This is a genomic window from Microbacterium sp. TWP3-1-2b2 (genome assembly GCF_049896145.1).
Taxonomy (GTDB): domain Bacteria; phylum Actinomycetota; class Actinomycetes; order Actinomycetales; family Microbacteriaceae; genus Microbacterium.
Genome location: NZ_JAFCTS010000001.1, coordinates 508,841 through 523,416, shown reverse-complemented (window position 1 = coordinate 523,416; position 14,576 = coordinate 508,841). Strand labels below are relative to the sequence as shown.

The 14,576-nt window shown below is 66.2% G+C and carries 13 protein-coding genes; 4 read left to right on the top strand and 9 right to left on the bottom strand.

Going from position 1 to position 14,576, the window contains the following annotated elements; translation table 11 throughout:
- Nucleotides 1-146: 146 nt before the first annotated feature.
- Entirely contained in the window at nt 147-776 is a 630-nt protein-coding gene (locus tag ACP7AR_RS02630; protein ID WP_426182398.1) for a response regulator transcription factor, read from the top strand.
- Here the strand turns inward: ACP7AR_RS02630 and ACP7AR_RS02625 are convergent.
- The 9 genes from ACP7AR_RS02625 to rpsA all read right to left on the bottom strand — a co-directional run bounded on the left by ACP7AR_RS02625 (nt 758) and on the right by rpsA (nt 11,952).
- Nucleotides 758-1,945, bottom strand: a complete 1,188-nt coding sequence (locus ACP7AR_RS02625) for a hypothetical protein (protein ID WP_426182396.1) — start codon at nt 1,943-1,945, stop codon at nt 758-760. The two genes, ACP7AR_RS02630 and ACP7AR_RS02625, sit on opposite strands and share 19 nt — an antisense overlap.
- Nucleotides 1,945-3,585, bottom strand: a complete 1,641-nt coding sequence (locus tag ACP7AR_RS02620) for a sensor histidine kinase (RefSeq protein WP_426182394.1) — start codon at nt 3,583-3,585, stop codon at nt 1,945-1,947. Before ACP7AR_RS02620 ends, ACP7AR_RS02625 begins: the two co-directional genes overlap by 1 nt.
- 41 nt (nt 3,586-3,626) lie before the next feature.
- Nucleotides 3,627-4,208: a CoA-binding protein gene (locus ACP7AR_RS02615; protein ID WP_426182391.1), complete on the bottom strand. Its 582-nt coding sequence runs from the start codon at nt 4,206-4,208 to the stop codon at nt 3,627-3,629.
- Nucleotides 4,205-5,509 (bottom strand): O-acetylhomoserine aminocarboxypropyltransferase/cysteine synthase family protein, encoded by a 1,305-nt coding sequence (locus ACP7AR_RS02610; protein ID WP_426182388.1) that lies wholly within the window; start codon nt 5,507-5,509, stop codon nt 4,205-4,207. The genes ACP7AR_RS02615 and ACP7AR_RS02610 overlap by 4 nt, the downstream gene beginning before the upstream one ends.
- Nucleotides 5,510-5,520: 11 nt before the next feature.
- Complete coding sequence (gene acs, locus ACP7AR_RS02605; RefSeq protein ID WP_426182385.1) at nt 5,521-7,518, bottom strand: acetate--CoA ligase; 1,998 nt, start codon at nt 7,516-7,518, stop codon at nt 5,521-5,523.
- Complete coding sequence (locus tag ACP7AR_RS02600) at nt 7,509-8,369, bottom strand: ABC transporter permease (RefSeq protein WP_426182383.1); 861 nt, start codon at nt 8,367-8,369, stop codon at nt 7,509-7,511. The genes acs and ACP7AR_RS02600 overlap by 10 nt, the downstream gene beginning before the upstream one ends.
- Nucleotides 8,366-9,406: an aliphatic sulfonate ABC transporter substrate-binding protein gene (locus ACP7AR_RS02595; protein ID WP_426182380.1), complete on the bottom strand. Its 1,041-nt coding sequence runs from the start codon at nt 9,404-9,406 to the stop codon at nt 8,366-8,368. The genes ACP7AR_RS02600 and ACP7AR_RS02595 overlap by 4 nt, the downstream gene beginning before the upstream one ends.
- Nucleotides 9,403-10,254 carry an ABC transporter ATP-binding protein gene (locus ACP7AR_RS02590; RefSeq protein WP_426182377.1) on the bottom strand — a complete coding sequence of 284 codons (852 nt, stop codon included), beginning with the start codon at nt 10,252-10,254 and terminating at the stop codon, nt 9,403-9,405. Before ACP7AR_RS02590 ends, ACP7AR_RS02595 begins: the two co-directional genes overlap by 4 nt.
- A gap of 243 nt (nt 10,255-10,497) precedes the next feature.
- Entirely contained in the window at nt 10,498-11,952 is a 1,455-nt protein-coding gene (gene rpsA / locus ACP7AR_RS02585) for a 30S ribosomal protein S1 (RefSeq protein WP_426182374.1), read from the bottom strand.
- 244 nt (nt 11,953-12,196) lie between these two features.
- On the opposite strand from rpsA, the gene ACP7AR_RS02580 reads away from it, so the two are divergent.
- From ACP7AR_RS02580 to ACP7AR_RS02570, 3 genes are all read left to right on the top strand, one after another.
- Entirely contained in the window at nt 12,197-12,709 is a 513-nt protein-coding gene (locus ACP7AR_RS02580; RefSeq protein ID WP_426182371.1) for a hypothetical protein, read from the top strand.
- 41 nt (nt 12,710-12,750) lie between these two features.
- Nucleotides 12,751-13,560: a hypothetical protein gene (locus ACP7AR_RS02575; protein WP_426182369.1), complete on the top strand. Its 810-nt coding sequence runs from the start codon at nt 12,751-12,753 to the stop codon at nt 13,558-13,560.
- A 70-nt stretch (nt 13,561-13,630) separates the two neighbouring features.
- Nucleotides 13,631-14,551, top strand: a complete 921-nt coding sequence (locus ACP7AR_RS02570) for a 5'-3' exonuclease (RefSeq protein WP_426182366.1) — start codon at nt 13,631-13,633, stop codon at nt 14,549-14,551.
- Nucleotides 14,552-14,576: the final 25 nt, after the last annotated feature.

Below are 14,576 nucleotides of genomic sequence, written 5' to 3'. Positions count from 1 at the left end.
CTGACTGCGAGGGCGTGGAGCGGGAAAGTGAGGGTCCGCTGCCAATGCGCACTGCCGTCGTCATCGAGGATGAACCCGACATCCGCTCGTTGCTGTCCGACATCCTCGAGCAGGCGGGATTCGCAGTGCATGCCGCCTGAGCGGGATTGGAAGGCATCGAACTCGTGCGCGTGCACGATCCGATCATCACGACGCTGGATGTCAGCATGCCGGGAATGGACGGCTTCGAGGCTGCCAAGCGCATCCGGGCGATCAGCTCCACGTACCTGCTCATGCTCACTGCTCGTTCGGAAGAGATCGACGCGCTCCAGGGACTTCAGTCCGGGGCGGACGACTACATCACCAAGCCGTTCCGTCCGCGCGAGCTGCGCGCCAGGATCGAGGCGATGCTCCGCCGTCCGCGCGCGTTGCACGACGATGTCGCCGCGCCTACGGATAGCCGACCCGAACCTGATGGCTGGCGCGAACATCGCGGTCTGCGCGCGCACTCGGATATGCGCATCGCCGAGACCGACGGCGAGCAGGTGGAGCTGACCCGGAGCGAATTCGACATCCTCCTCGAGTTGCTCGAGGAGGGCGGCCGCGTGGTGAGCAAGACTCAGCTCGCACTCGTCGTCCGCGGTGAGCGCGGAATGTCAAGCGACTTCGTCAGCGAACACGACACCCGAGCCATCGAAGTGCATGTCGCCAACCTGCGGCGCAAGCTCGGCGAGACCCCATCAGAGCCTCGGTGGATCGAGACCATCCGCGGGATCGGCTACCGACTCACTCCCTGAGTATCTTCAGGGGCCGCGACGACGACGCTGCTGTCCTCGCTGAGCGCGGCCTCGGCCGCAGCGGCTCTGGCCCGCGAAATGAGTGAACCCGCGTCATGAAGTTCGACGTCGCTCAACGCCACGCCCACGCCCAGTACCGGGAGAACGCTGCCCTCGACGGCATCGAGCGCGTCGTAGATCGCGCTGTGCAGACTTGCCGCCAGCCGTCTGGCGTCGGCCTCAGATTCGACGACCGTACTGATCGCGATCCCGCCGCTTCCGTCGTCACCGATCCATGCCTGGGTCGGGGCGTAGAGTCGTACGGCGCGATACCAAGCCGTGCGAAGGTCCTCGGCCTCGCTCGCCCCGAACGCCGTCACGACCTGCGGAAGGTCGTCGATCCGTGTGGATATCACCGCGAGGATCTCCGCTCTCGGTGCCCCGCGTTCGATCGCATCCGCCGCGAATCTCTCGAACCATCGTGGTTCGAGCACGCCGCTGAAGCTGGTTCCTGGAGCAGTCAGCGTCCGGCGGCCTCTGAGGCCGGTGCGCTCAGCGCGCAACAGCGATGTGATCACGACCGCGACGACGGTGAGGGTGATGGTGAGCACACTCGTCGGAATGGTTCCCCACCATTGCGTGAATGTCTCGCCGTCCCGACCTGTGGCCAGCAGAACGATCAGACGCGCGAGATAGTAGATGGCCTGTGCGCCGAACACCACGGCCAGGCTGATCGACGTTCTGATGCCGACGAGCGATCCCCGAACCATCTCCGATGCGGCTGCCGCAGGGAGGAGGCAGAGTGCGAGGAACATGATCTCGGCTCCGGCCCATGATCCGCCTTGTGGCCCTTCGAGGAGCACCGCAACACCTGCAGTGACCGTGAAGGCGGCCACCACGATGCCCGCCCAGCCGAGCGTGCGGTTGTTGAAGCTCCGACACCCCAGCCACATGAATCCTGAGCTTGAGACGAACGCGGCATTACCGATCGCGACCGCGCCCCACGCATCCGGAGTGAATGCCCAGATCACATAGGACACGGATGCGAGGATGCCGGAGAGGAACCCGATCGACCAGAGTCTGCTGACGATGTCGTCCTCACGGAAAAGGGTCTCCAGGATGAACACGACGCCGGCCACGATCACGACGACGGCCGTCATCGCCGAGACGGACAAGATGTCCATTTCCATCAGCTGTTCCTTCCTTTCTCGCGAATCGGGAGGCGGATGATGAAGGTCGTTCCTCTCCCGAGCTCTGACTGCACCGAGATCTCGCCTCCGTGCGCCCTGACGATGTCTCTGCTGATCGACAGACCGAGGCCACTGCCATGGATCGACGTGTTTCGCACGGCATCGGCGCGGAAGAAGCGCTCGAACAGCCGCGGAAGCTCCTCCGCGGAGATGCCATGGCCATGATCGCGAACCACGATCCACGCATGATCGGCGTCGGTGGTGACGCCGATCTCCACCCGCCCATGCTCGACGTTGTATTTGACGGCATTGCCGATCACGTTGTCGACGACCTGACGAACACGGAGCGGGTCGACGAATGCCGTGACCTGCTCAACCCCTGTCGCATCCAGAACGATGTCGCGCTCGGCCGCTCGAGGGACGAGGGCCTCGACAGAGGCCCGCACGATCCCGTCGACGCTGGCGTTCTCCGCCTTGATCGACAGTCGCACTCCCCCGTGATCATCGGCGGAGACGACGAGAAGATCGGCGATGATGTCCAACAGCCTGGCGGCGTTGCGCTCAGCGACCTCGAGGCCGCGCCGCGCCGATGAGGACAGGTCGTCGCCGTCCAGCACGAGTTCCAGGTAGCCGAGTATCGAGGTCAGCGGGGTCCGCAACTCGTGTGAGACCGAAGCGACGAGGTCCTCGCGTGCACGCAGCGCCATCACTTCATCGGTGACGTCACGGGAGACGAGAATACCCCCCACGCGCTCCCCTGTCCGTCCTTCCAGGGCGCGGGAAGTGACGCTGAACGCACGTCGCCCCTTTCCCGGCTCTCCGTGCCAGACCATGTCGCCGTCGAAGATCTCTCCGCGACGTGCACGTGCGAGCGGGATGGCGTCGGAGGCCAGTTCGGTGATTCCGTCGCTCGCGTACACTCCACGCCTTCGACCATCGGGCGCGAGCATTCGCTGCATCCTCGCGTGCGCCTCGTTGCGAACGGATTCGTCGCCGTCTGCGCCGAATCGGATCACGCCGAAGTCGACGGCATCCAGAACCTCCGTCACGGTGTCCTCCTGCCGGCGCGCGCGCTCGACAGCACGTGCCAGCAGCCGCGCCTGAGTATCGAGAAGTGCCCGTTGCGCTGTCGCGCGCCGGGTTGCGATGTAGGTGCTCGTCGAGATCGCGATGATCGTCATCGGAACGAGGAAGACGACTGGCGCCATCGACTGCCGCGGATCGATCAAGATGGTCAACCAGTAGACACCGTTGGTGAGCACGTTCGCGACGACGAGCCCGAGCAGACCGAAGGCCGCTGCGATCCACATCGCCGGAAAGATCCACAACAGGGCGAACCCGGCCGAAGGATTGGATTCTCGCATCAGGGCGACTGCCAGAATGTCACCGATCGGCAGGAGTGCACTCCACAGCGGGTGGATGCGGTTCCAGGGAACGGCGATGGCCGCGCCCGTCAGAACCGTGATGAGCAGAAGTCCCCCGAGCAGAAACGAGACGGCTGTGATCGCCTCCATCGCGAACGCGATCAGTGCGGACATCAAGGCGACCACGCCGAGCAGAAGCTGGTTGAGCGTGACCGTTCGCTGACGCGTGCGGTCGATGGGCATGCCGCTCCACCGCGAGATCGTGCCGATTGACATATCGAGAGGCTATCGGCTCGCCCACCCGATCTCCGACTGATTCAGCGTGCGAGCAGCTGACGCTTGGAACTGATGACCCCGGTGTCGAAGCCCGCCAGGTGCAGACCGCCGTGGAATCGCGCGTGCTCGATCTTGATGCAGCGGTCCATGACGACCGAGAGCCCTGCGGATTCCGCGAGAGCTGCCGCCTCCTCGTGCCAGGAGCCGAGCTGGAGCCACACGGCTTTCGCTCCGACATCGATGGCCTCCTGCGCGACGCCGGGAAGGTCATCATGCCTGCGGAAGACGTCGACGATGTCTGGTACGACGGGGAGCTCGGCGAGCGATGCGTAGACGGGCTGGCCGAGGATCTCCTTCTCGCGCGGGTTGACGAGATACACGTCGTAAGGCGAGCTGGAGAGCAGGTACGTCGTCACGAAGTACGAAGCGCGGGAGGGGTTGTTGGATGCCCCGACGATGGCGACCGACCTCGTTCGGCGCAGCAGTGCGAAGCGTTCCTGCTGGTTCGGACCGGTCCATGTGCGTTCGGATGCCGCGTCGACGGCGACGCCGGGCAGCGCGCAGGCGACAGCATCCGTCGGCGACGGCAGCGCGCAGGAGTCCGCGGGGATCGACGTGCTCATCGGGTCGCTCCTGTCGCTGCGGTGAGGGCCTGATCGAGATCCCAGATGATGTCGTCCGGGTCCTCGAGGCCGACCGAGATGCGGATCAGATCCGGACGCACGCCCGCGGCACCGAGCTGCGACTCGGTGAGCTGGCGGTGCGTGGTGGACGCCGGGTGGATGACGAGCGTACGAGCATCGCCGATGTTCGCGAGGTGCGAGGCGAGCTGCAGGTTCTCGATCACGGCTTCCCCAGCTGCGCGCCCGTCCTCGGCTGCGACGCCGAACGCGAACACGGAACCGGGTCCGAGCGGAAGATACTTGGCCGCGCGCTCACGGTGCGGATGCGCGTCCAATCCTGCCCAGGTGACATACGACACCCGGGGGTCAGCATCCAGCCACTCCGCGACGATCCGCGCGTTCACGAGATGGGCGTCGATGCGCTGAGGAAGAGTCTCGACGCCCTGCAGCAGGTTGAACGCCGACTGAGGACTCAGCGCAGGACCGATGTCCCGAAGCTGCTCGGAGCGGAGCTTCGTGAGAAAACCGTACTCGCCGAAGTTGTCCCACCACTTGATGCCGCCGTACGACTCGACCGGCTCGGTCATCTGCGGGAACTTGCCGTTTCCCCAGTCGAACGTGCCCTTCTCGATCACGATGCCGCCGAGGGTCGTGCCGTGCCCGCCGAGGAACTTGGTCACAGAGTGGATGACGATGTCCGCACCGTGTTCGAGCGGCCGCGCGAGGTAGGGGGTGGCAAGCGTCGCGTCGACGACGAGTGGCACTCCGGCCTCATGCGCGACCGCGGCGAGGCCCTCGATATCGGCGATCTCACCCGACGGGTTGCCGATCATCTCGACGTAGACGACCTTGGTCTCGGGCCTGATCGCGGCAGCGAAGTCGGCCGGGTCGCTCGATGGCACGAACGTCGTCTCGACTCCGAAGCGCCGCAGAGTGACATCCAGCTGGGTGACCGTGCCGCCGTACAGCTGCGCCGAGGCGACGACGTGGTCGCCTGCCCCGACGAGAGCGGCGAACGTGATGAACTCGGCGCTCATGCCGGATGCCGTGGCCACAGCCCCGATTCCACCTTCGAGTGACGCGAGTCGCTCTTCCAGCGCGGCGACGGTGGGGTTGCCGATACGCGAGTAGATGTTGCCGTACTTCTGCAGGGCGAAGAGGTTGCCGGCGTCCGCTGCGTCGTCGAACACGAACGACGTCGTCTGATAGATCGGCACTGCTCGCGCGCCGGTGGATGCGTCGGGCGTGCCGCCCGCGTGGAGTGCGCGGGTGCGGAACCCGAAGCGGTGCTCTTCCGTCATGATGTCCTCGTCTAAGCCGCGGCCAGCACGTCGGCGATGCCGTCGACGGCCCACGGGTTCTGCAGTGATGTCGTGTCTCCGAGCGCCTTGGGCTCCCGGCCGGCGCGTCGATCCTGTTCAGCCTCCCACAGCTGCGCGAGCAGGCGACGCATGATCTTCCCCGAGCGCGTCTTGGGCAGGTCGGCGACGACGACGATGTGCTTCGGCTTGGCGACCGGTCCGATCGCCTGCGCGACCTGATCGCGGAGATCGGATTCCGTCACCGCTGCCGTCCCGGCCGGCGTCACGAAAGCGACGACAGCCTGGCCTGTGACCGGATCGGACACACCGGCGGTGCCTGCTTCTCCCACACTCTCGTGTGCGACGAGAGCCGACTCGATCTCGATCGTGGAGAGCCGGTGGCCGGAGACGTTCACGACGTCGTCGAGGCGTCCGAGGATCCAGATGTGTCCGTCGGCATCCTTCGTCGCTCCGTCGCCGGCGACGTAGTATCCGCCGTGCCGGCCATGACCGGCGAAGGTCGCCCAATAGGAGTCGCGGTAGCGCTGCGGGTTCCCCCAGACCGTGCGCGCCATGCCCGGCCACGGGCGCCGCACGACCAGCGTTCCGGAGCGCCCCGGCGCGACTTCGTCGCCGTACTCGTCGACCACGGTCGCGTCGATGCCGGGCAGCGGAACGGTGGCGGAGCCGGGCTTCAGCGTCGTCACGCCTGGCAGCGGCACGATCATCGCGGCCCCGGTCTCGGACTGCCACCACGTGTCGATGATCGGCAGTTCATCTCGGCCGAAGTTGCGACGGAACCAGATCCACGCCTCCGGGTTGATCGCTTCGCCGACGGTGCCGAGCAGGCGCAGGCTCGAGAGGTCATGTCCCTGCGGCAGCGCGGAGCCGAACCACGTCATGAACGTGCGGATCAAAGTGGGCGCGGTGTAGTAGACCGTGACGCCGTAGCGCTCGATGATCTCCAGATGCCGCTCGCGGTGAGGCGTGTCCGGCGTGCCCTCGTAGATGACCTGTGTCAGTCCGTTGGAGAGCGGCCCGTAGATCTCGTACGTGTGCGCGGTGACCCACGCGAGGTCGGCCGTGCACCAGTGGACGTCGTCCGCCTTGGCGTCGAAGTGCGCCCAGTGCGCCCAGCTCGTGTGCGCCAGATAACCGCCGGATGTGTGGACCAGCCCCTTGGGCTTTCCCGTGGTGCCGGAGGTGTAGATGATGAAGAGCGGATGCTCGGCGTCGAACGCCTGCGTCTCGTGCTCGGTCGAAGCGGTGTCGACGACGTCGTGCCACCAGACATCGCGGCCCTCGGTCCACGGCACGTCCTGGCCGGTGCGTCGAAGCACGAGCACATGTTCCAGCTCTGGCAGGTCGGCGGCTGCGGCATCGGCCGTCGACTTGACCTCGGTCGCCGCTCCCCTTCGGTACTGCCCGTCGCTCGTGACGAGCAGCTTCGCTCCGGTGTCCGAGAGGCGGAAGCGCACGGCCTCGGCCGAGAAGCCACCGAAGACGAGCGAATGCACGGCGCCGATCCGCGCGCACGCCAGCGTGATCACGATCGTCTCGACGAGCACCGGGAGGTAGATCACGACACGGTCGCCCGGCTCGATGCCGAGCGAGATCAGGGCGTTGGCGGCCTGCGATACGCGCCGCCGCAGATCGGCGTAGGTCACGGCCGCGCGGTCGCCCGGCTCGCCCTCGAAGTACAGCGCGACCTTGTCACCACGGCCTGCTTCGACGTGGCGGTCGACGCAGTTGTGCGCGACGTTGAGCTTGCCGCCGACGAACCAGCGGGCCGCCGGGATCGCTCCGTCGGTGGGCGGCTCCCACTCGTGCGCGGTGTGCCACGGTTCAGCCCAGTCGAGTCGCCGGGCTGCGCGCTCCCAGAATGCGGTGGGATCGGCATCCGCTTCGGCGTAGACCTCGGAGGTGACGTTCGCCTGCGCGGTGAAAGCGGCCGGAGGTGCGTATTCGCGCGACTCCTGCAATCGGGCTTCGGTCACGCTCACGCCCACTTCTTGAGCAGGTGCTTCTCGACCAGCGCGAGGATGCCGTTCGTGATCGTCCCGAGCAGCGCGAGCAGCACGATCGAGAGCAGGATGCGATCGACGCGCCCTGTGCTCTGCGAGTCCGTGAGCAGGAAGCCCAGTCCCATCGAGGACGCGATGAGCTCAGCGGCGACGAGGAACAACCAGGCCTGCGCGAGCGCCAGACGCAGACCTGAGACGACCGAGGGCACGACGGCCGGGAGCTGCACTGTGCGAAACAGCGACCATCCGCGGAGGCTGAACGAGCGACCTGCTTCGACCAGCTGCGGGTCGACGTGACGCAGCGCTGAGGCGACTGTCGTGTATACGGGGAAGAAGGCACCGATCGCGATCAGCGTGACCTTCGACTCCTCCCCGATCTGCAGCCACAGGATGAGCAGCGGCACCCACGCCAGCGAAGGCACGGCACGGAGGGCTGCGAGGGTCGGGCTGAGCAGGACATCGCCGAGTCTGGAGAGGCCGACGATCCCGGCGATCGCGAGACCGATCACGGATCCGATCGCGAACCCGAGCAGCACGCGCTGCACCGAGATCGCGATATGCGTCCATAGCTGGCCCGCCTCGGCCAGCTCGACGCCCGCGATGAACACGGATGCCGGTGTGGGAAGGCGATACGGCGGCACCAGGCCGCTCGTGGTGACGACCTGCCAGACGACGAGGATGATGACGGGTAGGAGCAGTCCGGCGACGACACGGACGCCCGTGCGATCCCAGATGCCTCGGGTACCGGCATCCGCTCGTCTGCGCTCCCCCTTGGCGAAATCGAGGGCGTCCCGCGAATCCGCCGGGACGACGACTCGCTGGTCCGGGTTGATCATTCGCCCTTGGTCGCCTTCTCGGCGAAGGTGGCGTTCACGATCGTCTCGAGGGCCTTGTCGACGGAGGCCTGTCCGCCCTGCACATCACCGGAGTCGACGAGCACAGGGGCGATCTTCTCGAGAACCTCGATCTGCGCGTCGCCGGGGATGCCGTTCACGTCGAGGTTGGAGCGCTCCTCGATGACGGTCGTGGCCACCGCGATGTCGATGCCCGCGACCTCGGCGAGCAGCGCGGCGGTCTCTTCAGGGTTCTCGAGCGCCCAGACGCGTGCCTGCTCATAGGCGTCGACGACGGCCTGAGCGAGATCGGCGTGGTTGTCGATGAAGTCCTCGGTGGCGTTGAGGAAGCCGTAGGTGTTGAAGTCGACGTTGCGGTAGATGAGCTGGTCGCCCGACTCCACCTCGGCTGCTGCCATGATCGGGTCAAGACCTGCCCAGGCGTCCACTGAGCCGCCGTCGAGCGCCGCGCGCCCGTCAACGTGCTGCAGGTTCTGCACTTCGACGTCGTCGAGCGAGAGGCCGCCCTCTTCGAGCGCCTGCAGCAGGAAGAAGTACGGATCGGTGCCCTTGGTCGCCGCGATCGAGGTGCCGGCGAGGTCTTCGAGCGAGGTGATCTCGCTGTCGGGCCCGACCACGATGGCCGACCACTCGGGCTGGGAGTAGATGTCGATGACCTGGATGGGCGAGCCGTTGGCGCGAGCGAGCAATGCGGCAGATCCGGCCGTCGATCCGACGTCGACCGAACCGGAGCGCAGCAGCTCGTTGGCCTTGTTGGATCCGGCGGACTGCACCCACTCGACCTCGACGTCGTCGCCGACGATGTCTTCGAGGATGCCCTGGTCCTTGATGACGAGGCTGAGCGGGTTGTAGGTCGCGAAGTCGACGGTGAGCGTGTCGGAGGACCACTCGCCCGTGGCAGCGGAGCCGTCGGACTCGGAGGCTCCGGCGTTCTCTCCGGCGACGCAGCCGGTGGCGACGAGCATCATCGTTCCGGCGATGGCGATCGCAGGGACGATTCGGCGGGTGATGGTGCTCATCGGGTCTCCTCGGTGGAAATGCGGTGGTGGGTGTCGACGCCGAGTCCTTCGAGAAGGTCGGCGCGAAGGTCCGCGAGGCCACGATCGGCGCGGTCACGCGGGCGAATGCCTGGCACGGTGATGGTGCGAGCGACTGACGTCGCGTCCGTGCCTGTCTCACCGACGAGCGAGCGCAGCAGCAGCACGCGGTCGGCGAGATAGAGGGCCTCTTCGACGTCATGTGTGACGAGGAGGACAGTGGTGGGCTCTGCTGCGTGGATCTCGAGCAGAAGATCCTGCATCCGGAGCCTCGTGAGTGCGTCGAGAGCGCCGAATGGCTCATCCAGCAGCAGTACTCCCGGGTTGCGCGCCAGGGCACGCGCGAGCGAAGCGCGCTGGGCCATCCCGCCGGAAACCTCGCGCGGATGCTGGTCGGCGGCGTGGTCGAGGCCGACGAGGTGCAGGAGTTCGCGCACGCGCTCGCGTCCGTCTCGGCGGCGCGTGCCGCGCGGCAGCCCCAGCTCGACGTTCTGTGCGAGCGTGCGCCACGGGAGCAGTCGGGGCTCCTGGAACGCGATCGCGGTTCGCTCATCGGTGTCGGTGACGCCGGTGCCGTCGAGGCTGATGCGTCCGCTCGTCGGGGCATCCAGTCCTCCGACGAGCCGGAGAAGCGTTGACTTGCCGCAGCCGGACGGACCGACCACCGCGACGATCTCGCCGGCCCGCAACTCGACGTCGACCCCGCGCAGAACCTCGCGTCGCCCCTCCGGCATGGGGAATCCGCGCTCGACGTTCTCCAGGCGGACGGCGTTCGCCGCACCCAGGGCGACCGGCGCGCTGGTGCGCGGAGCAAGGAGTGCGGAGGACATACCCCTATCGTCGTGGAGGCGCACCCATGTTACGAAAGCGAGCGTAATCTTCCGTCACACCGGCCGGGGCAGCGGCGCCAGGCTCGTGCGGATGCTGCCGATGGGAGCTTTCCGCACGCATTCAGCCCGCCCCGCATGCGAAAAGCTCCCATCGGCGCCGCGACGCGGGGGAAAAGCCGCGACGCGGGGAAAGCAGAACGGGCCGCCACCCGAAGGTGACGACCCGTTCCGTGAATGGCGTTATTACGCGTTGCCACCCGAGAGCTTCTCGCGCAGAGCGGCGAGAGCCTCGTCGTCGGCAAGCGTTCCGGCGCCGGAGTCGCTCGTGAAGGACTGTGCCGCAGCGAAGTCGTCGCCTGCAGCGGCCTCGGCCTCGGCTGCCTTGGCAACCGCGACCTTGTGAGCCTCCCAGCGGGTCTGGGCTGCAGCGTACTCCTGCTCCCATGCCTCGCGTGCGGAGTCGAAGCCTTCCTTCCACGCACCGGTCTCGGGGTCGAAGCCCTCCGGGTACTTGTACTCGCCGTTGTCGTCGTACTCGGCGAGCATGCCGTACAGGGCCGGGTCGAACTCGGTGCCGTTGGGGTCGACCGACTCGTTGGCCTGCTTGAGCGACAGCGAGATGCGACGACGCTCGAGGTCGATGTCGATGACCTTGACGAAGACCTCTTCGCCGACGGACACGACCTGCTCAGCCAGCTCGACGTGCTTGCTGGAGAGCTCGGAGATGTGCACGAGGCCCTCGATGCCGTCTGCGACGCGAACGAACGCACCGAACGGAACGAGCTTGGTGACCTTGCCCGGTGCGATCTGGCCGATCGCGTGGGTGCGGGCGAAGACCTGCCACGGGTCCTCCTGCGTCGCCTTGAGCGACAGGGAGACGCGCTCGCGCTCGAGGTCCACCTCGAGGATCTCGACGGTGACCTCCTGGCCGACCTCGACGACCTCGGACGCGTGCTCGATGTGCTTCCAGGACAGTTCGGAGACGTGCACGAGGCCGTCAACGCCACCCAGGTCGACGAACGCACCGAAGTTGACGATCGAGGAGACCTGGCCCTTGCGGACCTGGCCCTTGTGCAGGTTGTTGAGGAAGTTCGAGCGCGACTCGGACTGCGTCTGCTCGAGCAGCGCGCGGCGGCTCAGGACGACGTTGTTGCGGTTCTTGTCGAGCTCGAGGATCTTCGCCTCGATCTCCTGGCCCAGGTACGGGGTCAGGTCGCGGACGCGGCGCAGCTCGATGAGCGATGCCGGCAGGAAGCCACGGAGGCCGATGTCGACGATGAGTCCACCCTTGACGACCTCGATGACCGTACCGGTGACGACGCCGTCGTCTTCCTTGATCTTCTCGACGTCGCCCCAAGCACGCTCGTACTGCGCACGCTTCTTGGACAGGATCAGACGGCCTTCCTTGTCCTCCTTCTGGAGAACAAGAGCCTCGACCTCGTCGCCGACCTTGACGACCTCGTTGGGGTCGACGTCGTGCTTGATGGAGAGTTCGCGGGAGGGGATGACACCCTCGGTCTTGTATCCGACGTCGAGCAGAACCTCATCGCGGTCGATCTTGACGATCGTTCCTTCGATGATGTCGCCGTCGTTGAAGAACTTCAGAGTCTTCTCGACCGCGGCCAGGAAGTCCTCAGCAGATCCGATGTCGTTGATGGCGACCTGCTTGGTGGCCGGGGCGGTCGTTGCGGTAGTCATGTAGTGGGTTGTCCTTGTTGGGTGGGTACTCGGGCCACGGGCGCTCATGCACGCATGAGTGATCGCCTGAAGCGAATGGATTTGGATTTTCAACCACCGGGCATGCGTGTGCACGCCACGAGTGACGCTTCAGATTATCAGAGAATCGTCACGAACGGTGCTGTGGATAACTCCGACGGATGCCGGGGCTTCACGTTACCGTGAACGGGTGACACTCCCCCGATCGAAGTCGAGCCGGATCCGGATGCTGGCACTGCTCGCGCTCACGGCGTCAGCGTTGAGCGCCTGCACGCCGACTCCCGAGCCGACGCCGACACCCACCGCCGCGTTCGCGTCGGAAGCGGAGGCGTTCGCCGCGGCGGAAGAGGTCTATCGGGCGTACAACGATGCGGGCAACGCCCGGCGAAACGGCCAGTCTGACCCAAATCCGCAGGACTTCTTGATCGGCACTGCGCTTGAGGGCGACATCGATGCGTTGAATCGACTGGAGACTGCGGGCTTGCATCTAGTCGGCCACGTAGAGGTCGCATCGTTCACTCCGGTCTCAGCCAAGCTCGAGCACGGTGACGTTCAAGTGGAGGCCGTCGTGTGCCTCGATGCCACCGAGACCCAAGTCATCGACGAGGACGGGACCGACGTAACACCCAGTAACCGAGTCCCCGTTGTCGCCCAAGCGATCAGTTTTATCGGGGTAGACAGCGAGCTACTGATCTCAATGGAGGATTCAGCAAAGGAGGAGCCTTGCGACCGCGGTTGATACTGACTGTCGCGGCAAGCCTCGCGGTTGCATGCGCGATGTTGTCCACACCCGCTACCGTCGCTGCTGCGGACCAGCCGTGCTCGAAGGAACTTGAACTTCTTGGTCTGTGCCCAACGAATACGGGCAGCGAGATCATCATCGACGACACCCGAACGGACCCCGGGACCCCCGGCACCTCCCCGATCGGCAACCCAAATCCGAACCCAGGCACCGATACGCCCTGGACCCCGCCGTCCGATTGGACGCCACCCCCGGAGTTCAACTTCCAGACGTGCCTGGACAACTGGGATTCCTACATCCACTGCTTCCGGGCATCCGAAGAGACTGAAGACGAGCCGGCAGAGGAGGACGCCGCTCCCACCATCCCCGCGATCACCATCGCGGATGTCGCGAGGTTCGCCCCGGACGGCTCTGCCATCGCCGGCGAGCCCGACGACGTCGGCGTGGTCGGCCTGCCGACGAACTTCGTCGCGACAGCATCCGTCCACACTGTGAACGACTCGCTCTTCGGGTTCCCCGTCGCCGTGCGCTTCACTCCAGCCGGCTACGACTTCAGCTTCGGTGATGGAACGACGGCGACCACGACCTCCGGAGGCCAGTCCTGGGCTGATCTCGGCCAGGCCCAATTCACCCCCACACCCACGAGCCATACGTACGCCGAGCGTGGCACCTACTCGGCTCAGGTCGACGTGCGCTACACCGCGGAGGTCGACTTCGGAGTCGGCTGGTTCCCGATCTCAGGCGAGGTCACCTCAGTCGGGGCAGCGCAGGAGATCCGCATCTTCGAGGCTCACACCGCTCTTGTCGCGCACACCTGCGAGCAGGCGCCGAGCTCCCCCGGCTGCTGACGCCCTCCGCCGTCAACACCCTGTGCAGTCAGAGCCCTGTGCCGTCAGAGCCCTGTGCCATGCTGATCCCATGAGCGACAGGCTGATGCTGCTGGACACCGCTTCCCTCTACTTCCGTGCTTTCTACGGCGTACCGGACAAGGTGAAGGCGCCGGACGGCTCCCCGATCAACGCGGTGCGCGGCCTGCTCGACATCGTCGCCAAGCTCGTCACCCTGTACGAGCCGACCCACATCGTCGCCTGCTGGGACGACGACTGGCGCCCGCAGTGGCGCGTCGATCTCATCCCCAGCTACAAGTCGCATCGTGTCGTCGAGGTCGTACCTGCGGGTCCCGACGTCGAAGAGGTGCCTGACCCGCTCGAAGCGCAGATTCCACTGATCCGCGAGACGTTGACCGCACTCGGAATTCCGATCATCGGTGTCGCAGCCCATGAAGCGGACGACGTCATCGGAACCCTCGCAACGCTCGCGGCAATGCCGGTCGACATCGTGACGGGCGATCGTGACCTGTTCCAGCTCATCGATGATGATCGCAGCGTCCGGGTCATCTACACCGCCCGCGGCATGAGCAACCTCGAGATCCTCACCGAGAAGAGCGTCGTAGCCAAGTACGGCGTGCTTCCCTCGCAGTACGCCGACTTCGCGACGATGCGCGGTGACGCGTCAGACGGACTCCCCGGGGTTCCGGGAGTCGGAGAGAAGACCGCGGCAACCCTTCTGCAGACGCACGGCGATCTCGCCGGCATCCGAGCGGCTGCCGAAGCAGGCGAAGGAATGAGCGCGGGCTTGCGCGCGAAGATCCTCGGCGCCTCCCTGTACCTCGACGTCGCACCGACCGTGGTCGAGGTCGCACGCTCACTCGACATCGCACCGCCCACTGAGCCGGTGCGCGCGCTCGACCCGTCCGAGGCAGATGCCGCCACGACTCTCGCGCAGAAGTGGAACCTTGGTTCGTCGATGGATCGGGCGATCGCGGCCCTCGGGCGCTGATCCGCGCGTCCAGCGCGGCGGCGGT

Bases quoted from the DNA above. Each gene is read 5' to 3' on its own strand.
- ACP7AR_RS02625 (WP_426182396.1), bottom strand. From the start codon at position 1,945: ATGGAAATGGACATCTTGTCCGTCTCGGCGATGACGGCCGTCGTCGTG.
- ACP7AR_RS02620 (WP_426182394.1), bottom strand. From the start codon at position 3,585: ATGTCAATCGGCACGATCTCGCGGTGGAGCGGCATGCCCATCGACCGC.
- ACP7AR_RS02615 (WP_426182391.1), bottom strand. From the start codon at position 4,208: ATGAGCACGTCGATCCCCGCGGACTCCTGCGCGCTGCCGTCGCCGACG.
- ACP7AR_RS02610 (WP_426182388.1), bottom strand. From the start codon at position 5,509: ATGACGGAAGAGCACCGCTTCGGGTTCCGCACCCGCGCACTCCACGCG.
- ACP7AR_RS02600 (WP_426182383.1), bottom strand. From the start codon at position 8,369: ATGATCAACCCGGACCAGCGAGTCGTCGTCCCGGCGGATTCGCGGGAC.
- ACP7AR_RS02595 (WP_426182380.1), bottom strand. From the start codon at position 9,406: ATGAGCACCATCACCCGCCGAATCGTCCCTGCGATCGCCATCGCCGGA.
- ACP7AR_RS02590 (WP_426182377.1), bottom strand. From the start codon at position 10,254: ATGTCCTCCGCACTCCTTGCTCCGCGCACCAGCGCGCCGGTCGCCCTG.
- rpsA (WP_426182374.1), bottom strand. From the start codon at position 11,952: ATGACTACCGCAACGACCGCCCCGGCCACCAAGCAGGTCGCCATCAAC.
- ACP7AR_RS02580 (WP_426182371.1), top strand. From the start codon at position 12,197: ATGCTGGCACTGCTCGCGCTCACGGCGTCAGCGTTGAGCGCCTGCACG.
- ACP7AR_RS02570 (WP_426182366.1), top strand. From the start codon at position 13,631: ATGAGCGACAGGCTGATGCTGCTGGACACCGCTTCCCTCTACTTCCGT.